The sequence below is a fragment of the Pseudodesulfovibrio senegalensis genome (assembly GCF_008830225.1).
GTDB classification, from domain to species: domain Bacteria; phylum Desulfobacterota; class Desulfovibrionia; order Desulfovibrionales; family Desulfovibrionaceae; genus Pseudodesulfovibrio; species Pseudodesulfovibrio senegalensis.
In genome coordinates this window covers 1,069,519-1,091,000 of sequence record NZ_WAIE01000001.1, presented here as the reverse complement: position 1 = coordinate 1,091,000, position 21,482 = coordinate 1,069,519, and the positions used below count along the sequence as shown (strand labels likewise).

General features: G+C 54.6%; 21 protein-coding genes and 3 tRNA genes. 6 read left to right on the top strand and 18 right to left on the bottom strand.

All coding sequences use genetic code 11. The annotated features are described in order from the left end of the window. The first annotated feature begins 341 nt into the window (after positions 1 to 341). Positions 342 to 1,238, top strand: a complete 897-nt coding sequence (locus F8A88_RS05080) for a glycosyltransferase family A protein (protein WP_151149987.1) — start codon at positions 342 to 344, stop codon at positions 1,236 to 1,238. Positions 1,239 to 1,275: 37 nt separating this feature from the next. Here the strand turns inward: F8A88_RS05080 and F8A88_RS05075 are convergent, their stop codons facing one another. The 5 genes from F8A88_RS05075 to F8A88_RS05055 all read right to left on the bottom strand — a co-directional run bounded on the left by F8A88_RS05075 (position 1,276) and on the right by F8A88_RS05055 (position 6,622). After that, the gene (locus F8A88_RS05075; protein ID WP_151149986.1) at positions 1,276 to 2,217 is read right to left on the bottom strand and encodes an aminotransferase class IV; all 942 of its coding nucleotides are present in this window, start codon (positions 2,215 to 2,217) and stop codon (positions 1,276 to 1,278) included. Positions 2,218 to 2,237: 20 nt separating this feature from the next. Then, a complete protein-coding gene (locus F8A88_RS05070; protein ID WP_151149985.1) occupies positions 2,238 to 3,263 on the bottom strand; it encodes an aspartate-semialdehyde dehydrogenase in 1,026 nt (341 codons plus the stop codon). An 18-nt stretch (positions 3,264 to 3,281) separates the two neighbouring features. Then, entirely contained in the window at positions 3,282 to 4,154 is an 873-nt protein-coding gene (gene metF / locus F8A88_RS05065) for a methylenetetrahydrofolate reductase [NAD(P)H] (RefSeq protein WP_151149984.1), read from the bottom strand. A 121-nt stretch (positions 4,155 to 4,275) separates the two neighbouring features. Continuing rightward, a complete protein-coding gene (locus F8A88_RS05060; RefSeq protein ID WP_151150271.1) occupies positions 4,276 to 4,668 on the bottom strand; it encodes a (deoxy)nucleoside triphosphate pyrophosphohydrolase in 393 nt (130 codons plus the stop codon). Beyond that, on the bottom strand, positions 4,658 to 6,622 hold the full coding sequence (locus F8A88_RS05055; RefSeq protein ID WP_151149983.1) for an ABC-F family ATP-binding cassette domain-containing protein: 1,965 nt from the start codon (positions 6,620 to 6,622) through the stop codon (positions 4,658 to 4,660). Before F8A88_RS05055 ends, F8A88_RS05060 begins: the two co-directional genes overlap by 11 nt. Positions 6,623 to 6,723: 101 nt before the next feature. Between F8A88_RS05055 and F8A88_RS05050 the strand changes: the two genes are divergently transcribed. Further along, complete coding sequence (locus F8A88_RS05050) at positions 6,724 to 6,981, top strand: GIY-YIG nuclease family protein (RefSeq protein WP_151149982.1); 258 nt, start codon at positions 6,724 to 6,726, stop codon at positions 6,979 to 6,981. A gap of 285 nt (positions 6,982 to 7,266) precedes the next feature. Continuing rightward, positions 7,267 to 7,731 (top strand): hypothetical protein, encoded by a 465-nt coding sequence (locus tag F8A88_RS05040; RefSeq protein WP_151149980.1) that lies wholly within the window; start codon positions 7,267 to 7,269, stop codon positions 7,729 to 7,731. A 57-nt stretch (positions 7,732 to 7,788) separates the two neighbouring features. On the opposite strand, the gene leuB is transcribed toward F8A88_RS05040, so the two are convergent. The 6 genes from leuB to F8A88_RS05010 form a co-directional block, all read right to left on the bottom strand. Further along, positions 7,789 to 8,862: a 3-isopropylmalate dehydrogenase gene (gene leuB / locus F8A88_RS05035; protein ID WP_151149979.1), complete on the bottom strand. Its 1,074-nt coding sequence runs from the start codon at positions 8,860 to 8,862 to the stop codon at positions 7,789 to 7,791. 27 nt (positions 8,863 to 8,889) lie between these two features. After that, positions 8,890 to 9,381 (bottom strand): 3-isopropylmalate dehydratase small subunit, encoded by a 492-nt coding sequence (locus F8A88_RS05030; protein WP_151149978.1) that lies wholly within the window; start codon positions 9,379 to 9,381, stop codon positions 8,890 to 8,892. Positions 9,382 to 9,392: 11 nt separating this feature from the next. Then, complete coding sequence (leuC, locus tag F8A88_RS05025) at positions 9,393 to 10,652, bottom strand: 3-isopropylmalate dehydratase large subunit (protein ID WP_151149977.1); 1,260 nt, start codon at positions 10,650 to 10,652, stop codon at positions 9,393 to 9,395. A gap of 2 nt (positions 10,653 to 10,654) precedes the next feature. Beyond that, positions 10,655 to 12,190: a 2-isopropylmalate synthase gene (locus tag F8A88_RS05020; RefSeq protein ID WP_151149976.1), complete on the bottom strand. Its 1,536-nt coding sequence runs from the start codon at positions 12,188 to 12,190 to the stop codon at positions 10,655 to 10,657. 150 nt (positions 12,191 to 12,340) lie between these two features. Next, positions 12,341 to 13,111 (bottom strand): CDP-diacylglycerol--serine O-phosphatidyltransferase, encoded by a 771-nt coding sequence (pssA, locus tag F8A88_RS05015; RefSeq protein WP_151149975.1) that lies wholly within the window; start codon positions 13,109 to 13,111, stop codon positions 12,341 to 12,343. Between the two features lie 35 nt (positions 13,112 to 13,146). Further along, on the bottom strand, positions 13,147 to 13,791 hold the full coding sequence (locus F8A88_RS05010; RefSeq protein WP_151150270.1) for a phosphatidylserine decarboxylase family protein: 645 nt from the start codon (positions 13,789 to 13,791) through the stop codon (positions 13,147 to 13,149). 126 nt (positions 13,792 to 13,917) lie between these two features. Between F8A88_RS05010 and F8A88_RS05005 the strand changes: the two genes are divergently transcribed. After that, positions 13,918 to 14,916 carry a metal-dependent hydrolase gene (locus F8A88_RS05005; RefSeq protein ID WP_151149974.1) on the top strand — a complete coding sequence of 333 codons (999 nt, stop codon included), beginning with the start codon at positions 13,918 to 13,920 and terminating at the stop codon, positions 14,914 to 14,916. A 9-nt stretch (positions 14,917 to 14,925) separates the two neighbouring features. Here F8A88_RS05005 and F8A88_RS05000 read toward each other — a convergent pair whose 3' ends face one another. From F8A88_RS05000 to F8A88_RS04985, 4 genes are all read right to left on the bottom strand, one after another. After that, entirely contained in the window at positions 14,926 to 15,954 is a 1,029-nt protein-coding gene (locus tag F8A88_RS05000) for a hypothetical protein (protein ID WP_151149973.1), read from the bottom strand. Between the two features lie 130 nt (positions 15,955 to 16,084). Further along, positions 16,085 to 16,159 (bottom strand) — tRNA-Gly (locus F8A88_RS04995). Positions 16,160 to 16,167: 8 nt separating this feature from the next. Further along, positions 16,168 to 16,242: transfer RNA gene (locus F8A88_RS04990), tRNA-Cys, on the bottom strand. Positions 16,243 to 16,250: 8 nt separating this feature from the next. Continuing rightward, positions 16,251 to 16,325: transfer RNA gene (locus tag F8A88_RS04985), tRNA-Gly, on the bottom strand. Between the two features lie 203 nt (positions 16,326 to 16,528). On the opposite strand from F8A88_RS04985, the gene dksA reads away from it, so the two are divergent. After that, on the top strand, positions 16,529 to 16,891 hold the full coding sequence (gene dksA, locus F8A88_RS04980; protein ID WP_151149972.1) for an RNA polymerase-binding protein DksA: 363 nt from the start codon (positions 16,529 to 16,531) through the stop codon (positions 16,889 to 16,891). A gap of 18 nt (positions 16,892 to 16,909) precedes the next feature. Next, positions 16,910 to 18,418 (top strand): NFACT RNA binding domain-containing protein, encoded by a 1,509-nt coding sequence (locus F8A88_RS04975; RefSeq protein ID WP_151149971.1) that lies wholly within the window; start codon positions 16,910 to 16,912, stop codon positions 18,416 to 18,418. A gap of 49 nt (positions 18,419 to 18,467) precedes the next feature. On the opposite strand, the gene F8A88_RS04970 is transcribed toward F8A88_RS04975, so the two are convergent. The 3 genes from F8A88_RS04970 to gpmA all read right to left on the bottom strand — a co-directional run bounded on the left by F8A88_RS04970 (position 18,468) and on the right by gpmA (position 21,453). Continuing rightward, positions 18,468 to 19,409, bottom strand: a complete 942-nt coding sequence (locus tag F8A88_RS04970; RefSeq protein WP_151149970.1) for a VgrG-related protein — start codon at positions 19,407 to 19,409, stop codon at positions 18,468 to 18,470. A 190-nt stretch (positions 19,410 to 19,599) separates the two neighbouring features. After that, positions 19,600 to 20,697, bottom strand: coding sequence for an A/G-specific adenine glycosylase (gene mutY / locus F8A88_RS04965; protein ID WP_151149969.1), 1,098 nt, complete (start codon positions 20,695 to 20,697; stop codon positions 19,600 to 19,602). A gap of 12 nt (positions 20,698 to 20,709) precedes the next feature. Next, complete coding sequence (gene gpmA, locus F8A88_RS04960) at positions 20,710 to 21,453, bottom strand: 2,3-diphosphoglycerate-dependent phosphoglycerate mutase (RefSeq protein WP_151149968.1); 744 nt, start codon at positions 21,451 to 21,453, stop codon at positions 20,710 to 20,712. Positions 21,454 to 21,482: the final 29 nt, after the last annotated feature.

Sequence of the window (21,482 nt, the reverse complement as noted above, 5' to 3'; positions counted from 1 at the left end):
GTCGGGAAAAACACGAACTACATGCGAACACTTGGGGCACTTGACGCGCTTGTCCACATGAATATCAGAAACCTTCTTCTCCAGCCCGCAACCGACACACCTGAATATTGCCACAAGAACTCCATGGATTGACAAGAACCGGCCAGCCCGGCTCCGGCGATTTGGATAAGGACTTAACAATCATACGTTAAGCCTCGGCCCGGTGCAAGCGACAGCAGGTTCTTGAACAAATCTCTTTCATTTTCTTCAGGGCAGCCCCTAAAGTTTACCCTAAACCAACCGATATTATCGATACGACAAAGCATAAAAATATCCTTTATCGGACGAAACAGGAATGTGCCGTGTACAATGAGTTGCTTTCCATAATCATTTATGTCGACGAACAAATGCCGACCCTGCCGCGACTGCTGCAAACCATTCGGAATCAGCATCCGCACGGGCTTGATTATGAAATCATTATCGGTACGTCCGATTCCAAAGTCATCGCCGAATTGCAACAATGGAACACGATCAACGGTGACAACACCATTTATACATGTCTTATTGAAAATGGGACGTGCACAGCCGAAGCTAAGAACCAATGTCTGCTCAAGGCCAGAGGCTCCTGCTTCACCTGCCTGACCCAGGACAACCGTCTCTCCCCGGACTACATGCGGTCAATGGAGCAACTCATAACGGACACAAACCCGCCGGACATCATTTATCCGGACCACTTGCGTATGCCCCCCCCTGAAATCCGTTCCACCTCCGGCTATGCATCACTTCCGGATTTCAACGCCGACATGCTGCGTCGAAGCAACATCCTTGGTCCTGCGGTACTTGTACGAAAACGGGTATGGGAAGCCGCCCATTTCCGCAGCAATGCCATTTACCATGAATGGGATCTATGGATTCAGGCAACACTGCTCGAGTTCAGCTTTGCCCATATTCAGGAATGCCTCGTATCCGGTGAGGTCAACACACCCGGCTTCCGGCAGCGAGCAGAAGACGGCAGGGGCAAGGCCCTGCTGGTGATCAACAATCATGCATTCTTCCACATGCACACGGTTCGCTGGGCCATGGCATATTTGCGAGGCGATCAATGGGCCTCTCCGTGGGCATTCATGCGCATTCCCACATCGCTGGAGGTAACGCAGATGATGCACGATCATTGCGTGCAGAAGATGGGAGGAAACAGGTTACAGGAACAGGCGTTCCAAGACTTTCAGGACGAAGGCTCCACAACCGAAGCCATATAGAAACGGCCGCCCCCAAGGAGCGGCCGTATGCTTTATGTCAGAGCGGTATTCCGTTTTCTGCCAGATCTTTCTGTAAAAGCTCCCGCATCTTCTGCTGAACCGGACCGGGCTTCACATTATGAATCGGCTTGTCCTTGAAACGAACCACAGGGATGGCGTCACCGGACGTTCCCACGATGATCACTTCCCGGGCCTCAAGAATCTCGTCTTCACGAATGCCACGGAAAACAATGGGAATCTCATTTTTCATCAAATCAACAACGCGCATCAGCGTGGTGCCCGCCAGCACGTTGTTGAACTCGGGGATTACCAATTTGCCATCCTGCGTCACAATGCACACATTCTCCGTGGCACCTTCGGCCAAAAGGCCATGGCTGTCGAAACAGAAGGGAAAATCGTATCCTTTTTCCGAAGCCTCGCGCTTCATGAGCACGTTGGGCAAATAATCAATAGACTTGATGGTTGCCAGATACGGCTGTTTGGCCGGAATGGACGTCTTGAAGGCGGTTCCGCCCTTTTCATACAGGGATTCCGGTCTGGGGTGCATGTTGTATGAAACCACATACAAGCTGGAAAGCGGGGACTCGTCGGGAGCAATGCCGAAACCGCCCGGGCCGCGCCCGAGAAGAACACGGACAAGGCCGCTGTCTGCATCCCCGGCCCGAGCCACATCCAGTATGATTTCACCAAGATCCTCCCATGAGCATGGGGCCTTGAGATGAATGGCCTTGGCCGACCGCTTCATGCGGTCCACATGGGCATCGAGCTGATACAGCTTCCTGTCCACGAACTTCATGGTTTCGAAAACCCCATCCCCGCGATGCACGAGATGGTCGTCCCACGGCATGAGCATCAATTTGGGATCTCTGCAGATCTTGCCCACGCGGTGTTCATAGAAGGCCTGCACCTCGGACATCCCTGGTCGATAGGCGGCCAGCATGTCCTTGAGGTAGGACTCGAAATCCACAACCTCTTTCACATCAATCCCCTTTGTTCCTGTTACGGGACCCGAACAAGGTCTCTCTCGATCAGATTCTCGGCAATCTGAACCGTATTGAGCGCCGCGCCCTTGCGGATGTTGTCAGACACGATCCACATGTTCAGGGCATTTTCGCAGGTTTCATCCTCGCGAATCCTGCCCACGAAAGTATCGTCTTCACCGGCCGCGTCTATGGCCATGGGATACGCCAGTTTTTCCGGGTAATCCACGACGGTCACGCCGGGAGCCGCTGCAAGAATGGTTCGGCATTCTTCCACGGAAAGCTTTTCCTCGGTTTCGATGTTCACGGATTCGCTGTGACCGTAAAAAACCGGGACACGAACACAGGTCGCGCTGACCTTGATGGTTTCATCTCCCATGATCTTGACGGTCTCATTGACCATCTTCATTTCTTCCTTGGTGTAGCCGTTCTCCAGAAAAACATCGATATGCGGCAGACAGTTGAAAGCAATCTGGTGCGGGTACACGTCTGCCACCACAGGTTGTCCGTTCATGAGTCGGGCCACCTGATTTTCCAACTCGGCAATGGCCTTGTGCCCTGTGCCGGATACAGCCTGATATGTGGACACGATCACCCTTTTGATGCGGGCCTTTTCATGAATGGGCTGCAAGGCCACAACCATCTGGATGGTGGAGCAGTTCGGGTTGGCGATTATGCCCTTGTGCCAGTCCAGATCGTGCGGGTTTACCTCGGGAACCACCAGCGGGGATTCGGGGTCCATGCGCCACGCGCTGGAGTTGTCCACCACAACGCAACCGGCTTTTGCCGCAAGCGGTGCAAAATGCTTGGAAGGCGATCCGCCCGCCGAGAAAAGAGCTATATCAATCCCGGCAAAGGAATCATCCTTCATTTCAACGACGGTCAACTCCTCGCCACGGAACTCGACCTTGGAACCGGCCGAACGGGCAGAGGCCATGGGAATCACTTCCGAACAGGGAAAATCCCTCTGCTCCAACACCTTCAACATTTCACGGCCGACTGCTCCGGTGGCGCCGCACACGGCTACTCGATACATTTTGCTCATCGTATTCCTCTGAAATATTTAAAATTTGAGGCTGTTGCCAATTTCAAGACAGGCCTTGGCGCGATTCAACGTATACAGATGCACCCCTGGCGCACCCTTATCAAGCAGGTCCTGCGCCTGCCGGATGGCATACGCCATACCCACTTCATAGACCTTGTCGTCACCGCCCTCGTCGTGCGCCTTTTCCAGTGCGCTGAGGAATGAACCGGGAATGCTCGCCCCACACAAGGACAGGATGAACTTGGCGGATTTGATACTCATGATGGGCAGCACCCCGGGAATGACCGGAACATTGACTCCCATGGACTTCATGCGGTCCACAAAATCGAAATAAATACGGTTGTCGAAAAAGAGTTGGGTGACCATGAACTCGCCGCCCATTTCGCATTTGAGCTTGGACATGGCGAGGTCAAAGCTCACGGAAGGGGATTCCGGATGAGCCTCGGGATAACAGGCCACACCGACGCACATCTTCTTGAACTTGCTTCGCAAAAACGTGACAAGATCCGTGGCATATTGAAATTCCTGAGCCGAAAAATCAAAATTTTCAACATCTTTGGGAGCATCGCCTCGCAAAGCCAGAATATTCTCTATCCCGGCCTCCTCGAGTTTGGAAACAAATTCCGTCAGCCCTGAACTGGTAGCGCCGACACTGGTCAAATGAGCCAACGGCTCCAGGTCGTAATCCTGTTTCAGCCGACGAGCTATCTCCAAAGAATTGCTCTGCGTCCCTCCACCTGCGCCATAGGTCACGGACGCAAACAATGGATTGAGTTCCTTGAGTTTTTCAACCACTCCAAAAAAAGAAGGCCAAGCCTCCTCGTTTTTCGGGGGAAAAAACTCAAGCGACAGGAACGGAGACTCCTGCTTAATGAGATCGACAATACGCAATGTGCACTCCTTGAATCAAAATACGCGATTCGCATGAATTTGCGACGAGGTCGAAAATAATAGCGGGAAACGCGCAAACCTTCAACGCACGATTTTGTCAATTTGGCCCAAAAGGCATGTGCTACCGGCTTTTGAGGGCTTCGACAATCTCAATATCCGCTTCAAGAAAATTCAAATCGGTACCTTCGCAGGGCAAGACCCAAACCATGCGCTGCCCTTCCATGGGCCGCACCGGGCCTTCAAATTCATGTACATGGAAAAAGTGCAGCCGCACGGGAAATTCGGCATAATCATGACGTACTTCACGCCAAAATTCGGTGTGCAAACATTCGATGCCCAACTCCTCGCGCAATTCACGTACAAGCGCCTGCTCCCGGGTTTCCCCGGCATCGATCTTGCCGCCGGGGAACTCCCACCGTCCGGCCATGCGCGTACCTTGGGGCCGTTCAACGGCCAGATAACGGTCACCGTCCCAAAGGATTCCGGCCACGACCTCCATGACGTCACTCTTCATCAAGACCGCCCTCCCCGGAAATTGCTTCCATTTCCTGTTCGATTTCGGCCATACGTTCCATAAGATGCTCGGCCCAATCCTCCACCTCCCGGTATCGGGCATTGAGCTTCAGAGCTTTTTCCGGCTGTTCATAGGTCTGCGGATCGTTCATTTCGGATTCCAGCTGAGACTGCTCGCTCAAGACCTCCTCCAGCTCGCTTTCCATCTTGGCATATTCCTTTTTCAGCGGCTTGAGCTTTCGATACATGCGGTTGCGCAATTCCGCCTGCCGCCTCTTTTCCTCCTTACTCATCCGCCGCTTTTCCGGGGCTTCCCGCTCCGGTTCGGATTCAGCGAGGGCTTCCCGACGGGACGCATCGTAAGCTTCAAAACCGCCAAGATGGTGCTGCAGCCCCTCGCCGGTCAATTCCCAGACCTCTTCGGCCACACTGGTCAGCAGGTACCTGTCATGGGCCACAAAGAAAAGCGTGCCTTCAAAATGCCGCAGAGCCTGAATCAACCCTTCCCGGGACTCGATATCCAAATGGTTGGTGGGTTCGTCCAGCACCAACAGATTTGCGCCGGAAAGAAAAAGACTGGCCAAAAGCAAGCGACTCTTTTCGCCGCCGGATAAAGCAGAAACCTTGCGTTCGAAATAGGACTCTCCCAAAAGGAAAAGTCCGAGCACGCTCATGAGCTGCTCTTCGGTGAGCTTGGGATCGCACAGCCGCCGCAGTTCAGACAACACGGAATTCTCCGGCCGCAATATCTCGGTCTGATGCTGGCTGAAATATGCCATCTTCGTATTGGAACCGATCTTGGAAAACCCTTTGGAGGGTTCAAGTTCGCCCGTCAGAATCTTGAGCAACGTCGACTTGCCCGCACCATTGGGAGCGGCCAAGGCAATCTTGCGCCCCCGATACACCTGAAAATTCAATGCAGGCCAGACGCTCGGTCCATTTTCATACGAAAACTCAAGATCAACGGCGGCAACGGCCACCTTGTCCCCCCGGGACGGTTTGGGCAGCTGGAAGCTCAACGAACGGCCGGAATGACCGCCCATGCCGGAATCCCTGAGACGGGCAAGCTCGGACTCCAGCTTTTCAACCTTCTTGATCTTGCTCTGGGCCTGCGCGGCCTTGCGTGCCTTGACACGAAAGCGGCGGATATAGCTCTGCTCATGTTCAATGCGGGCCGATAATTTTTGAGCCTCCCGCTCCCGCTGGCGGGAAGTTTCGGCTTCCCATTCCAAAAAATCATCGAACGATCCCTTGCGCAGCTGGGCACGCTCTCCCCCAAGAAACAACACATGGGATCCGACACGATTCAGAAAGACCCTGTCGTGGGCCACAAAAAGGAGCGTCCCGGCAAAGGAAAGCAAATACTGCTCAAGCCACTCCACGGCTTCAAGATCCAGATGGTTGGTAGGTTCGTCCAGCAACAGGATGTCGGCTCCCTGCAACAGCACACGCCCGAGCTTGGCGCGTTCGCGCCAACCACCGGAAAGCTCTCGTATTCGCTTGAAGAGATCCGTTTCCGAAAAGCCAAGCCCGCCGAGGATGGCCCTGGCCTTGTGGTCCGGATTGTATCCGTATTTCACCTCGAACTCGGCCTGACGGTGCGAAAGGCGCTCAATGGCCTCCTGATCCTTGGCAGCAACGGCCTTTTCCCACTTTTCCCAGAATTCATTCCATGACGGCAACGCGGCCAGCACCCAGGTAAGCAGATTGCTGTCCAGATCATGCTCGGCAAACTCCTGCGCCACATAACCGATACGCGCACCCCGCTCGATATTCACGGTCCCGGCATCCGTTTCGCTTCGTCCTGCCACGATTTTCAGCAGTGTACTTTTTCCGCAGCCGTTGGGACCGGCAACAGCCAGACGCATGCCCGGCCCCACTTCAAAAGAAAGATTGGAGAAAAGAGCCTCTCCACCGTATGACTTCTCAAGAGATTGTATGGTAATTCGTGACATATATCCTGTTTTCCTTGCTGTTCGGCGAGAGCAATAAATCGCCGACCTACGAATGGCAAGAAGGCTTTTGACGAACGATAAGCCAAAGAGTAAACCCACGCATGGCTCAATGGTTCATATATTTGCTGACCTGTTCAGACAAGTCCTATTATTGCGGCATCACGACCGATGTCCAACGCAGACTCGCACAGCACAACGCAGGCAAGGCATCGAAATACACACGCGCCAGACTTCCGGCATCCCTGACTGCCAGCACTTTGGTAGGCGACAAATCCGAGGCATTGCGAGCAGAACTGTTTGTAAAAAGATTGCCCCGAGAAAAAAAAATCGCTGCTGTGCATAACAAATCATGGTCCTGAGCCAATCTTCATGTAAGAATTATTCTCACACTAATCCACGACCACGTTAAACGATATGGACAACACCACATACATGCTTCTGGCACTCGTTTTTTTCGTCGAAGTTGCCGTTTTGGTGCTGCAACACCAAAACTATAGCGACAGACTTCAAAAAAAAACCAGAATCGTTGAAACGCTGAAAAAACGCCTCGGGGAAAAAATCGAAGTTCTCGACCAGGAAAACGACATTCTCTCCCAGCAATTGGACGACCTCAAAAATGAGGTCGAGGCCTGCAGGGGATAATTATGTGGCTCTCCCTCGCGCTCTGCACCCTTTCCGTCATACTGCTTATTGCCGTCATACGCGGCATGCAGTCGAATCTGGACGCGCACATCAAGCGGCTCGACAAGGAAAAACAGGCCGTCGAGGAAAAATATCTGTTCAACAGAAGGCGCAACAAGGAACTCAAAAAACAAATCGCGGATATGCAGAACGCCCTGACCCTGATGGCGCACGACATGAAGCCGCGCCTGGACGTTCCCGAGGAAGAAAATGCCCAACGCGACGACACACGGCGCATCAGCGACCACATGGTGACAAAAGGGCTCCTCACCGTGGAACAAAATGAAAAAGCTCTCGATAAAATGGAAAATTTGAACATGGACTTTCTGGGAACATGCCTCGCCCTCGGCTATATCGATCTGGACAAGGCCCGCGGGATCGTCAAAAGTCTGCAACTCCACCATTCCCCGCTTTTTGCCGAAAAATAGAAAAAAGGCCCCACCATTCGGCAGGGCCTCGTTTTTGTCTTGCATCGGTCCGACAGGCTAATCCAAGGCGCTCAATACGGCCTCTCCCATTTCCCTGCAGCCCACAAGACGATAACCCTCCGACATGATATCACCGGTCCGCAACCCATTGGACAGGGTATCCTGCACGGCCTTGTCGATGCAGTCCGCCTCTTTCGCCATGTCAAAGGCATGCCGCAGCATCATGGAAATGGACAAAATCGTGGCCAGAGGGTTGGCCTTGTCCTGCCCGGCAATGTCCGGAGCCGAACCATGGATGGGTTCGAACAGACCGGGATTGCCCGCACCCAGAGAGGCCGAGGGCAACATGCCAATGGAACCGGTAATGGCTGCGGCTTCATCCGAAAGGATGTCGCCGAACAGGTTGCCGGTAACCATGACGTCGAACTGGGAAGGATCGCGCACCAGCTGCATGGCCGCATTATCCACATACATGTGGGTCAGCTCCACGTCCGAATAATTGGCGTGTTCGTCGATGACGATCTCGCGCCAGACCCGGGAAACATCCAGCACATTGGCCTTGTCCACCGAGCAGACGCGGCCGTCGCGCTTGCGGGCTGCCTCAAAGGCAACACGGGCAATGCGACGGATTTCGTCCTCGTAGTAGACCATGGTGTTGAAGCCGTATCGCTGTCCGTCCTTTTCTCCGTCCATACGCGGTTCGCCAAAATAGATGCCCCCGGTCAGTTCGCGAACGACCATGACGTCCAGTCCCTTTTCCACGATGTCAGGACGCAGGTAGCAGGACTCCTTGAGTTGCGGAAAAAGGGTTGCGGGGCGCACGTTGGCGAACAGTCCCAATTCCTTGCGGATGCCCAGCAGGCCCTTTTCCGGTCGGATGGAAGGATCAATTTCGTCCCATTTGGGTCCGCCCACCGCGCCCAGCAGTACGGCATCGGCCTTCCTGCACTTGGCAACGGTTTCTTCGGGCAGGGGCACGCCGTCGGCATCAATGGCCGCGCCACCAATCAGGGCTTCCTCATACTCAAAGGAATGGTTGAACCGTTCACCGACCTTGTCCAGCACGGCCAAGGCCTGCGCAACAATTTCCGGTCCTATCCCGTCTCCGGGCAATACACATATCTTTTTCATTGTCTCTCCTGATAGTTGACCAACGGGTCAGGACAATTTCTTTTTGGCGTACGGCACGAGTCCGCCGGCATCCAGAATTTCCTGCATGAACTCGGGCACCGGGGAACAGGGGATCACATCGTCGGTGGTCAGATTGCGAACCTCGCCCTTTTCCGTATCCACTTCAATGGAATCGCTATCGCCAATCTTTTCGATGCCGTCGCCGACCTCCAGCAGAACCAGTCCCATATTGAAACCGTTGCGATAGAAGATCCTCGCAAAGCTTTTGGCGATGACCACCGGGATGCCCGCTCCGAGAATGGAAATGGGCGCGTGTTCACGCGAAGAGCCGCAGCCGAAATTCTCTCCGGCCACAATCACGTCATTCTTGCTGACGCGGCTGATCCAGCCCTCTTCAAGGCCTTCCATGCAGTTGGCGCCCAGCTCATCGGGGTCCGTGGTCACCAGAAAACGGGCCGGAATGATGGCGTCCGTATCGATATGATCGCCCACTCTGTGGGCGGTTCCTGTCACTTTCATGATTCTCGCTCCTAGAGTTTGGCGGGGTTGATGATTTCGCCGGCAATGGCGCTGGCAGCGGCAACAGCGGGATTGGAAAGGAATACTTCGCTCTCCAGGCTGCCCATGCGGCCCTTGAAGTTGCGGTTGGTGGTGGCAATGGCACGCTCGCCGCCCGCCAAAATGCCCATGTGCCCGCCAAGACACGGTCCGCAAGTGGGCGGTCCCACAATACAGCCCGAGGCCATGAATATTTCCATAAGCCCTTCCTTGAGGCACTGCTTCCAAATGCCGGGCGTGGCAGGCAGGACAATGCAGCGGACCTTGGAATCAACGGTCCGCCCCTTGAGAATGGCTGCGGCTTCGCGCATGTCTTCGATACGCCCATTGGTACACGAGCCGATCACGGCCTGATGAATCCGCAACCCTGCGGTTTCATCCACGGGCTTGACGTTGTCCGGCAGATGCGGACAGGCAACCTGCGGCGCCATGTCACTCACGTCAATGTTCACCACCCGCTCGTATATCGCGCCCGCATCGGCACTCAGTTCGATGTCGCCGGAACGGCCCGCAGCAGCGGCATACGCAAGGGTCTTGGCGTCCGAGGCGAACAATCCGACCTTGCCTCCGGCCTCAATGGCCATGTTGGCCATGGTCATGCGCCCTTCCACGGTAAGATCATCCACGGCAGTGCCGCTGAACTCCAGAGCCTTGTACAGGGCGCCGGCAACACCGATCCTGCCGATGAGGTTGAGCATGTAATCCTTGGCGCCCACATATTCCTGCGGCGTGCCCTCGATTTCCACCTTGATGGTGGGCGGCACCTTGAACCACGTTTCACCGAGGGCCATGGCCCCGGCAATGTCCGTGGAGCCCATACCCGTGGCAAAAGCGCCCAGCCCGCCATAGGTACAGGTGTGGCTGTCCGCACCCACGACGATGTCGCCGGGGCCGACAATGCCTTTTTCCGGCAGCAGGGCGTGTTCCACGCCCACTTCGCCGCATTCGTAATAATGGGTAATGCCCATCTGTTCGGCAAAATCACGGACCACCTTGACCTGCTCCGCAGACTCGATGTCCTTGTTCGGAGTAAAGTGGTCGCAGACAAGGGAGACCTTGTCCTTGTCGAACACCTGCCTGGCTCCCATGGCCTTGAACGACTTGATGGCCAGCGGCGCAGTAATGTCGTTGGCCAGAACCATGGACACGCGGCACTGGACGATCTGTCCGGCCTCGCGCACGTCCTGATCCGTGTGCCGTTGCAATATCTTTTCTGCCAGAGTTTGTGGCATTCCTATCTCTCCTCTTTTGCTTTTTCCATGCGATTGAGCGCGTTGACCATTGCCAGGGCGCTTGCCTTGACCACGTCCGCGTCATTGGCGCGACCCACGGCGCTTACGCCGTCGTGTTCAATGCGCACGGCTACACCGGCCAGGGCATCCGAACCTTCGGTTACGGCGTTGACCGAGTAGCGAACCAAACGGGGTGTTACTCCGACCAACGAATAGATGGACTTGAACACGGCGTCAACGCATCCTTCACCGAACTCGGAAACCGTGCGCACGTCAGCGTCAACTCCCGGTTCACCAAATTCCAGCACCATGGCCGCATGGGGCGGCACTTCTCCGGCACCGGAAAACACACTCATGTCCGCAAGGCGGAACTTGTCCCGCCTGCGGAAAACCTTTTCCAGAATCAGGGCTTCCACGTCCTCGTCAAAGACCTGTTCCTTCTTGTCCGCCAGCTCCTTGACCGCATTGAAAAGCACGCCGAGTTGCGCATCGTCCAGCGAATAACCGAGCTGTTCGACCTTCTTGCGAATGGCGTGACTGCCGGAATGCTTGCCGATGACGATCTCGTTTCCGGCCCGGCCAATGGATTCCGGGGTCATGATTTCGTAGGTAAGGCGGTTCTTGATGACCCCGTCCTGATGCACGCCCGACTCATGGGCAAAGGCATTGGGACCGACAATGGCCTTGTACGGAGGAATGGGCTGCCCGATAATCTGCGACAATCTGCGGCAGGAAGGAAACAGCTCGTGGGTGTTGATGCCCGTTTCATACGGATACTGATCCTTGCGGGTATTCATGGCCATGACCACCTCTTCGAGGGCGGCGTTTCCCGCACGTTCGCCAATGCCGGACACCGTAACCTCGGCCTGGCGCGCACCGGCACGAATGGCGGCCAGCGTGTTGGCCACGGCCAGTCCGAGATCATTGTGGCAATGCACCGAGATAACAGCCTTGTCCACATTGGAGACATTGTCCATGAGGTACTTGATCAGTTCATGAAATTCATGCGGCTGCGTATAGCCCACGGTGTCGGGGATATTGATGGTCGTGGCCCCGGCGGAAATGGCGGTTTCCGTAACCTTGACCAGAAAATCCCAATCGGACCGGGACGCATCCTCGGCGGAAAATTCCACGTTCGTGGTATACTGGGCAGCATGGCGCACTGCGGCGTCGGCCATTACCAGCACCTGCTCCGGGGTTTTGCCGAGCTTGTGCTCCATATGGATGGGGCTGGTGGCCAGGAACGTATGAATTCGGGGATTTTTGGCAACCTTGACCGCTTCCCAGCAGCGGTCGATGTCCTTGACCACTGAACGGCACAGCCCGGCTACCTGCACATCGCCAACAGCATTGGCTATGGCTCGCACCGACTCGAAGTCACCCTGACTGGCAATGGGAAAACCCGCCTCGATGATATCCACACCAAGCGTTTCCAGCTGTCTTGCCATACGAATCTTTTCGTCAAGGTTCATGGTGGCGCCGGGAGACTGCTCACCATCACGCAACGTAGTATCGAAAATATACACACGTTCAGACATGATTTCCTCCTGCTATGAGGCCCTGTACCGAACAGGGATTATCTGGTTGTAACACGATTTCTGCAGTGACCGGAACGCAATTGTGCATCAGGGTCACGGCCCGAAAACCGCATGATAAACTTATGGAAAAAGACGAATCGCGCTATCGGGCTAGGATAGCTTTTTGGAAGTGGAGTCTCCTAGTAGTCGGGAGCTCCTGCGGGAAAGGAAGAAAATGGTGTAGACGGGCCCGGAAACAAGGTACCCGAGGAAGATCAGAAAACCCAAGAGCTTGGGTTTGGATGCCACCAGCACGCAAAGCAGAATCGCGGTGACCATCGCACTGAACGGGTGAGCCTTGAGAGCCCCAAACTCCTTGAAGGAGTAAAAACGAATGGAACTGACCATGAAGAACGATACCACATAGACCAGCACCAACGTGCTCACCGGCAACGCCTTGGCGGCGAATTCGGGAGGCAGATAGGAAGAGAACAGGACCAGAGTCGCCAACGTGCACCCTGCCGCAGGGATGGGCAGGCCCACAAAGAATTTTTTGGAAGATGTCTTTGTCTGCACATTGAAACGGGCAAGACGAAGCGCACCGCACACGATCATGAGGAACGCGGCCATGAGGCCGAGACGGTTGAACGCATGCAACTGCCAGAGATAGGCCATGATGGCCGGGGTGACGCCAAAAGCCACAAGGTCGGCCAGAGAATCGAGCTGGATGCCGAATTCACTGGTGGTTCCCGTGAGCCGGGCGACCTTGCCGTCCAGACCGTCGAGCACACAACTGATCAAAATACACAACGCGCACCCTTCAAAGTTTCCTTTGATGGCCAACGTCATGCCCAGAAAGCCAGCAAACAGGCTCGCTGCAGTCAGCAGGTTCGGCAGAATGTACACGCTCTTATGGCGCGGCAATTTCTTTTCCCCAGTCATCGTATCTCATTCCTGTGCTGTGACAGTAGCCGTCATTACGCCTTGCGAACGGCCATGGTGCTCTCACCGGCAACGACCTTGTCACCGACATGCACAGTTGGAACATAGCCATCCGGGATGTAAAGGTCAACTCGGGACCCGAACTTGATCAAACCAAACCGCTCGCCACGCTTGAGTTTATCAGCCGGTTCGGCCCAGCACACGATCCTGCGGGCAATCAGTCCGGCAATCTGAACAACTGTAAACCGCTGGTTGCCCTTGCCCACGATTTCCAGCACGCACCGTTCGTTGTCCGTGCTGGCCTTGTCCAGCGAGGCATTGAAATATTTGCCCGGGATATACCGGGTGCGCTCGATCTTGCCGGAAACCGGCATGCGGTTCACGTGCACGTTGAATACGTTCATGAATACGCAGACGACCTGACGCATATCGCCGCTCACGGGGTCAACCTCGCGGGAGACCTTGCATACGCGGCCGTCGGCCGGAGAGCACACCGCGTCCGGATCCTCGGGGGCAACCCGTTCCGGATCACGAAAAAAATGGCCGATGAATGCAGTCAAACCGAGCGCCACAAGAGCGGGCACGGGCCATTCCAGCACAGCAAAAAGCAGCGTGGTAAAAGCGGCTATAACAATATAAGGAATACCTTCAAGGGCTACGCCTACAGAGGGGGTACGCATAATGCTCGTCATCCTTGTTCCGGTTCGTTTCGGGGAAGGTACTCACCAATCCCCTGAAAATCAACTGACAATATCTTAACGGAAATTCCTTTTTACTTACACGGCACTTATACGTATATATACGTCATGGATCCTGTTACCCACTTGGCTTCAGGCGTTATCGGCGCACAGGCTTTCAGGCGAAACTTTCCCAAAGCCCGTCTGTTTATGCCCTTCTGCATTCTCTGTGCATGGATTCCAGACGTGGATATCCTCTTTTTCAACGCAGACCCTGAATGGTCCCTGCTCCATCATCGCGGGCTGAGCACATCCATTGCGGGGGGGGCGGTCATGGCCGTTATTCTGGCAATCCTCTACAGGTTTGTGGCCCGTAAAGTTCCATTGGCCAAATCGTTCCTGCTGGCACTCTTCCTCATATATGTTCACATCTGGCTGGACTACATCACATCGTACGGAACCCAAATTCTGGCTCCGTTTTCCAATGAACGCTTTTCGCTGGATGCACTTTTCATCATAGACCCCATATATACAATTACCCTGCTGCTGTTCATGGTGGTCGCTTTCATCCGAAAGAACAAAGAAAGCGTCATCGGCAAATGGGCACTGGCATTCGTGTTCATTTATCCGCTTGCCAGCCTGGGGACGGGATCATTGCTCGAAAACATGATGAGCAAGCAATACGCCAATCAGGGAATACAATTCGAAGAATTTGACTTTATCCCAGATGCATTCACCCCTATATACTGGAAGGTCGTTTCCCGGCAAAAGGACACCTATACGCTGACCCTGGTCAACACGTTCGTCCCCGGCAAAGAATATCCTTCCATTTCCGGGCATAGGGCCAATCCGGGCCTGCTTGAGGAGTTAGGGACGCAAACCTCCATGTTTGCTACATGGAAATGGTTTGCCCGGTATCCGATCATAAAGACCCGCGACACAGGCAACGGTACGGAAATGATTTTCGACGACCTGCGCTTTTCAAGCGTCCATCCGGTAATGACGTCAATCTTTACCGAACGAAAGCCACCATTCCGTCTCGTAGGCACTGTCGACGACCAAGGCCGACTGAAGAGTTGGCAGTTCAATCATTCGCTGCGCAAGACTCTGGAAGAGGCCGTCCAGTGACCTTTCCAATCAATCACCGCAAAAATATCCGTAAAACTCTTCTCCCATGCGGTGCACTGGAACAACCTGTCCACCATGCAAAAAGCCCTGCATGGCCAACCCGGCTCTCATATACTCTTCGGAAACCTGAAGCCCCGCATCCGGACTGATGACCATGGACATGTTGGCATCGCGACAGTAGGCAATCACGCCTTCAGGGTAAAAAACAGTATCACCCGCGTTGTCACGCATTACTGTGGCCAGTGTAGAATACGGGGCAAAAAAGTCCCGCTCGCCCAACGGTTGCTGCATGCCCACAAGGCGTTCATTCACCACCATCGATGGAGACCGGCCCTGCAGCCACGCATAAGAACGGCGATCAGCAGGCAGAACAGCCAGCACATCTCCCGCTCCCAACAACCGCAACAAATCGTGGGTTCGCTCCCCGGCTACCGGATCGTGCATAAACCCGCGCACCAGAGGATCGGCAAATCCGTTCCTGCGTGCGTTGGCAGCCATGGCCACAACCATAAGCCCGGAAGCCGTTCCCATATCCACGCCAATGAACCGCTCGTCCTGTTTGCGTATCCTCATGCCGAGCACATCGCGCAACACATGGGCCATGCGCGGCGCGTCCGCCAAAAGGCGCAGCACACCTGACCACTGACGCATGCGATTCATGCGCTCGATATCATCATGCGGCTCGTTCAGGCTCTGGTGCCTCCCAAAAGCCTCGAACACGCCTGCCAGCTCGGCAAAGTCCACAGGACGCGTCCCCAGAGAGTCGTCCACATAGGCACAGAAGTATTTGACCACGAGGTTAAGCAAAACCTCGCTTGAAACAGGAAACCCTGGATCGCACAGCCGTTCAAACTCTTCCTGAAGCGACCTGTTCGGCGCGTAGAATTCGGGAGCCATACACTCCGAGACAGAAATGCTGGCCCGGGTGAAATTACGCGCCTGCAATCCGGCTGTGGTCAATGGAGACAGGCAAAAACGCTCGGTCGGGCGTTCAATTTTCAATATTTCGGCGACGGGATCGGATATGCTGTGTTCCATGCATTTTTCTCACTTGGGTATCAGGAATTCTTTTCCGTTTGCCCCGACTTTGCACGGACCGTACCGCAATCACCAAAAAGCATGGCAAAAAAACAAAAAAAAGGACCGTCCTGAGGACGGCCCTGAAATATGGAGCGGGAAACGAGATTTGAACTCGCGACTTCAACCTTGGCAAGGTTGCACTCTACCACTGAGTTATTCCCGCTCGAAAAATGGAGGCGGCATCCGGATTTGAACCGGAGAATGGAGGTTTTGCAGACCTCTGCCTTACCACTTGGCTATGCCGCCTCGTTGTGTGGAGCGGGAAACGGGATTTGAACCCGCGACTTCAACCTTGGCAAGGTTGCACTCTACCACTGAGTTATTCCCGCTCACGAGGGAAGTTCTTTTATACGTGCCCCAATCAGGTGTCAAGGAAATTTCCCAAAAAACTTCACGAATAACCAAAATATGACCAATGAAAGAAACACTTTACTTTCCGATGCTTTTTGGTTTACGCAACCTCTTTAGTTCATTATTATAGTCTTTGAAGCAACGCCAGGCCACGTTCTTCCAACCTCTAGGAGGACAGTGAATGAAAGCTAGTGATATTCAGTACTTTCAGGAACTTCTCAATGGCATGCTCTCCGATATACTTGAGAAGAGCGAAGCAACCATTGAAGACATGACCGAATCCGGCGAGGTTTACGCAGACCCCGCGGACAGGGCAACGGCCGAATCCGACCGGGCCTTCACCCTCCGTCTGCGCGACAGGGAGCGTAAACTCATCAAGAAAATCAACCAGGCTTTGCAGCGCATAGAAGATGGCGACTTTGGCGTCTGTCAGGAATGCGGAGAAGATATCAGCGTCCCCAGACTCAAGGCCCGCCCCATGACCACGCTGTGCATACACTGCAAAAGCAAACAGGAAGAAGACGAAAAAGTTCGCGGCGACTAGAATTCGCAACATATAATCATGGAAGCCATTTTCTTCCGTTCTCTGGCGGCCGAAATTGGTCCGCTACTCAAAGGGCGCAGAATAGAAAAAATATTCGGCCCCGCTCCCGGAGTCTGGACATTCAAGCTGCAGGCAAAGGGTGAAACTCTGCATTTGCTCTTCCGGCCCGCCAAATCGGCGGGCCATCTTTTTCTTTCCCCGGTCAAGCCAGACAACCCGGCCATACCGACGGCACAGGTCATGTGGTTCCGCAAACACCTACAGGGGCGACGCCTGCTTGATTTCCATACGGATTGGACCAATCTGAAAATCGCATGGGAACTGACTCCGTCACGGGTCAACGATTTCAACTACATTCTCTTTGACCTGAGAACCGAAGTCTCGTTGACAACCCAATTGCCCGACTCTTTTGCTGCAGCCGTTGAATGGCCAGCCTTTGAAGACATCCTCGCGAACAATGAAATCTGGCGACAATATCCGCACATCTCTCCCCCGCTTCGCAAGCACCTGCATTCCTTGCCCGAGGCAGAGGCGCATGCGCAATACCTGAACCTGGCCGCGGGCATGAACGACCAATTCCACCTTGGTCAGGACTCCGCTCATTCCATCCCTCTGACCTGGAAAACAGGGAACCATGACCGAACGTACTCCTCCGCCCTTGAAGCGGCCAACGCCTCTGGCCAATCAGCACTGTTTCAACAGTTGAATACCGAAGCCGGGCGCGAAGACAATACCCGCCTTAAACGGGAACGCAAACGGTTGCGGCGCAACCTTTCCAGACTTGAGCAGGAAGAGGAACGCCTGCGCTCATTCATTCAAGACAAAATCATGGCCGAGGCGTTGCAGGCCGAACTGTACCGTTTCAAACAGGAAGAAGGACTGGAAAACGTCACCGTTTCCCATCCTGAACACGGCGAGATGACGGTTCCCATGAACCGCTTCCTGACGCCCACGGAAAACATGGAACGTTACTTCCGCCTGGCAGCCAAGGGAGAACGGGGGCTGCGCCATGTGAAACGCAGACGCAAACAGCTCCACAGTGAATTGAACGACCTTGAACGCGGCCGACTTCCGGAAAGGCAGACAACACGGGAAACGGCCATGCCCGCTCCGACACTGCCCAAACGATACAGAGGCATTGCCGCATCCGTATTCACGTCCACGGACGGATTCACCATCATCCGCGGCCGCAACAAAAAGGCCAATCACGACATCATTAGCAAGGCGGCCAGCGCCTTCGACTACTGGTTCCACCTTCAGGACGGCCCCAGCTCCCACGTCATCCTCCGCCGCGACCATCCGAACCGCGAAATACCGCAAACAACGCTGGAGCAGGCTGCGGCCCTGTGTGCCCTCAAAAGCTACAGAAAAGAAGACACCAAAGCCACGGTCATGTATGCTCAGGTCAAGGACGTACGCAAGGTCAAAGGATTTGCCCACGGACAGGTGCGTGTTGATTCGGTCATCGGCACGATTCAGGTAGACATGAAATCATCCCGACAACTTGAATCAAAACTGGCCAAATAAAAAGACGCGCCCAAGTGGACGCGCCCATATAAATTCCTTTTTTCCATACTCATACGGTTCTGTTCAGGGACTTTCCTTCCAGCATGTTCACGGCCAACTGCTTTTCCCTGCCGAGGCGGGAATGCACGCTGGCCCGTACGCGCTCGGTTGACGCTCCGAATTGCGTCATGCGCTGGTCATAGACGCCTTCCACGAGTTTTCGGTTGAAATCCCCGCCCGTATCGACCGAGCGGAATGCCTCAATGACTTTGCCGAATATTCGTGAGGCGCCGGTAGGGCCGTGCTGCACCGCAGTGCTCCACAGCACCTCCTGCACGGCCTTCGGGGCATTATCCATATCCACCCCTGTACCGGTCAAAATCATACGCCGTGCCGGCTCATAGCTTTGCTGTTTGATGAAATCGCCCTGAACGGCTTCAAATTTCTCCGGGCTTTCCGCGGCAAGCCGCTTCCAGACCTCAGGCATGCCGCCGGTCTTTGATCCCGTGTTCGCAGGCCCTGCAGCGCGCAGACGATCCGCCCATTCAGGCTGGTGTTTGTCGAGATATGACAAGAAAGCGTCCATGGTACCGACCTTGGATGCGATCTGGTATTTTCCGTAGGAAGTACCTCCCACACGATCATATCCGATAGCCGCAATGCCACGGGAGCCGGATTCAAACATGGCACTCATGCTCCCCAATGCCTCGCGAATCTCAGGCTCGGCCTGTGTCACGGCGCGCCGAATCTCGTTGGGGACGCGACCCGTCGAATAATCGGCAACAGCCTGCATGGGTTTCATGGGCTTTGCCGCACCGAAACTGCCGCGCATGATGCTGGCCAAAGAGGAAAGTGCGTCAAACATCAGGGCATCATTCATGATGCTTTCGTCAAACGACCCTGCGGCCCCATCCACTCCTGGGCGGGTATCCCCCTGTCCCAGAAGGCTCTGGGCCATTTGCATCTGGCTGCTGAAGGCCGCCTGCAGTTGCATGGCCCTGCCTGCGTCCATGTTTCTGGCATCTGCGCCTTTGCCGGCAGAGATTTGCCCAGAGTCGGCGGACCGCATCATCGCGGTAATCTGATTGATATCAAAACTCATGACACATACCTCGCTGTCAATTATCCGTCGGCGTACACCACGGCAACAAGGAACAAGCAAGGATTGCGCCAGCAACTGCAACAGTCTGTTTTTATGGGGATTACTTCAAAAACAAAGACGAGTAGCGAACATCGGCCCGCATGGTTTCCAACAGTTTGCGGTGCCCGGAAGGAAAGGCAAATTCACCCAGATCTACCGGTGCAACAAACCCCCCTTCCTGCGCCTCGTGAAATACAGGTTCCCAAGAATCACCATTGGCAAGTTCGCACAAAAAACCATGCAGAGTCACCCGATAACGGGTATAGCAAAATCGCACCACACCGATCTTTTCCACCGGTCGAACAGCAAGGGCAACCTCTTCTCGATATTCGCGAACAACTGCCTGTTCAGGGGTTTCCCTCTTTTCGATCACTCCCCCGGGAAACTCCCACAACCCGGGCCAAACATCGTCAGCTCGGCGTTTTTGTATCAGCACCTTCCCCTCATGGAGCAAAAAACCGGACGCCATGTCAATGCGCATGGGCTTCACAGCCTCCTCCATGACAGGACGAAACAAGACAGTATCGCGCGAAAAGGCCCTGCAGTGTTCACAAATCGGACACAACGAACAATCCGGACGCTTTGAACACACCAATTGGCCAAACTCCATGACAGCCTGATTGAACTCCCGGGCACGACCTTCGGGCATGTGTTCGCGCATCAGACGCGCAACAGCCTTGTGCAACGCAGAACTCTTGAAGGAAAAGTCCAAATCGAAAAGTCGGGAGAAGACGCGCTTCACATTGGCATCCACGCAGGGATACTGAAGATTGAAGGCAATGCTGGCTATTGCTCCGGCCGTGTATTCCCCCACTCCGGGAAGCGAAAGGATATCTTGGAAGTCACGAGGAAACACCCCTTCATGTTGCTCGCAAATCAACCGGGCCGCCTTGCGGATATTTCGCGCACGAGAATAATAGCCCAGCCCTTCCCATTGTTTGAGCACACTGTCTTCATCGGCCCGGGCAACATCGCATATGGACGGGAACCGCTCCACCCAACGCTCGAAAAAGGACACGGCACGACTCATCTGTGTCTGCTGGGCCATGATCTCGGAAATCCAGACATGGTAGGGATCGTAGGTGCGACGCCACGGCAAATCACGTCCATGGGCAGAAAACCAGCCGAGCAAAGCGGAAGATAGAATGGATTCGTTCACCCGAAAGGCGTACTAGGACTTGGCTTGGTTGGCAACAGCTTCAGCGCGTTGGGCGACCTTGTCTGCATCGCCAAGATAACGACTTTCAATGGGCCTGAGATTTTCATCCAACGTGTACACGAGAGGGATTCCGGTAGGAATATTCAGCCGGGTGATACTTTGGTCGTCCATATCATCAAGATACTTGACCAACCCGCGCAATGAATTGCCATGCGCAACCACCAAAAGACGTTTTCCGGTCCGAATCTGGGGTGCCATAACGTCAAACCAGTATGGCATGGTCCGCTCAATGGTCATCTGCAGGCTCTCGCAACGGGGCAGTAATCCTTTGTCCACTTGAGCATAACGAGAATCATTCCCGGGAAACCGTTCATCCCCCAACTCAAGAGGCGGAGGCGGTGTATCAAAACTGCGACGCCAGACAAAAACCTGCTCGTCACCATATTTGCGTGCCGTTTCCGCTTTGTTCAACCCCTGTAATGCTCCATAATGGCGTTCGTTCAGGCGCCATGTCCGCTCCACAGGCAACCACATGCGATCCAGCGAATCCAGTGTCAGCCAAAGGGTACGGATGGCTCGTTTGAGCAACGAAGTGTGGCATACATCGAATTCATAGCCCTGCTGGCGAAGCAATTCCCCGGACTCCCGAGCCTCGCCAATCCCCTGCTCGGACAGATCAACATCTGTCCAACCCGTAAACCTGTTTTCCAGATTCCAGATACTCTGGCCATGACGAAGAAGAACAAGCGTATGCATGCCAACTCCCGAGGTTCATGAAAACGATG

What these genes read in the sequence shown, in the direction of transcription:
- F8A88_RS05070 (WP_151149985.1), bottom strand. Translation starts at nt 3,263, where the DNA reads ATGAGCAAAATGTATCGAGTAGCCGTGTGCGGCGCCACCGGAGCAGTC.
- F8A88_RS05060 (WP_151150271.1), bottom strand. Translation starts at nt 4,668, where the DNA reads ATGAAGAGTGACGTCATGGAGGTCGTGGCCGGAATCCTTTGGGACGGT.
- F8A88_RS05055 (WP_151149983.1), bottom strand. Translation starts at nt 6,622, where the DNA reads ATGTCACGAATTACCATACAATCTCTTGAGAAGTCATACGGTGGAGAG.
- F8A88_RS05050 (WP_151149982.1), top strand. Translation starts at nt 6,724, where the DNA reads ATGGCTCAATGGTTCATATATTTGCTGACCTGTTCAGACAAGTCCTAT.
- F8A88_RS05040 (WP_151149980.1), top strand. Translation starts at nt 7,267, where the DNA reads ATGTGGCTCTCCCTCGCGCTCTGCACCCTTTCCGTCATACTGCTTATT.
- leuB (WP_151149979.1), bottom strand. Translation starts at nt 8,862, where the DNA reads ATGAAAAAGATATGTGTATTGCCCGGAGACGGGATAGGACCGGAAATT.
- F8A88_RS05030 (WP_151149978.1), bottom strand. Translation starts at nt 9,381, where the DNA reads ATGAAAGTGACAGGAACCGCCCACAGAGTGGGCGATCATATCGATACG.
- leuC (WP_151149977.1), bottom strand. Translation starts at nt 10,652, where the DNA reads ATGCCACAAACTCTGGCAGAAAAGATATTGCAACGGCACACGGATCAG.
- F8A88_RS05020 (WP_151149976.1), bottom strand. Translation starts at nt 12,190, where the DNA reads ATGTCTGAACGTGTGTATATTTTCGATACTACGTTGCGTGATGGTGAG.
- pssA (WP_151149975.1), bottom strand. Translation starts at nt 13,111, where the DNA reads ATGACTGGGGAAAAGAAATTGCCGCGCCATAAGAGCGTGTACATTCTG.
- F8A88_RS05010 (WP_151150270.1), bottom strand. Translation starts at nt 13,791, where the DNA reads ATGCGTACCCCCTCTGTAGGCGTAGCCCTTGAAGGTATTCCTTATATT.
- F8A88_RS05005 (WP_151149974.1), top strand. Translation starts at nt 13,918, where the DNA reads ATGGATCCTGTTACCCACTTGGCTTCAGGCGTTATCGGCGCACAGGCT.
- F8A88_RS05000 (WP_151149973.1), bottom strand. Translation starts at nt 15,954, where the DNA reads ATGGAACACAGCATATCCGATCCCGTCGCCGAAATATTGAAAATTGAA.
- dksA (WP_151149972.1), top strand. Translation starts at nt 16,529, where the DNA reads ATGAAAGCTAGTGATATTCAGTACTTTCAGGAACTTCTCAATGGCATG.
- F8A88_RS04975 (WP_151149971.1), top strand. Translation starts at nt 16,910, where the DNA reads ATGGAAGCCATTTTCTTCCGTTCTCTGGCGGCCGAAATTGGTCCGCTA.
- F8A88_RS04970 (WP_151149970.1), bottom strand. Translation starts at nt 19,409, where the DNA reads ATGGACGCAGGCAGGGCCATGCAACTGCAGGCGGCCTTCAGCAGCCAG.
- gpmA (WP_151149968.1), bottom strand. Translation starts at nt 21,453, where the DNA reads ATGCATACGCTTGTTCTTCTTCGTCATGGCCAGAGTATCTGGAATCTG.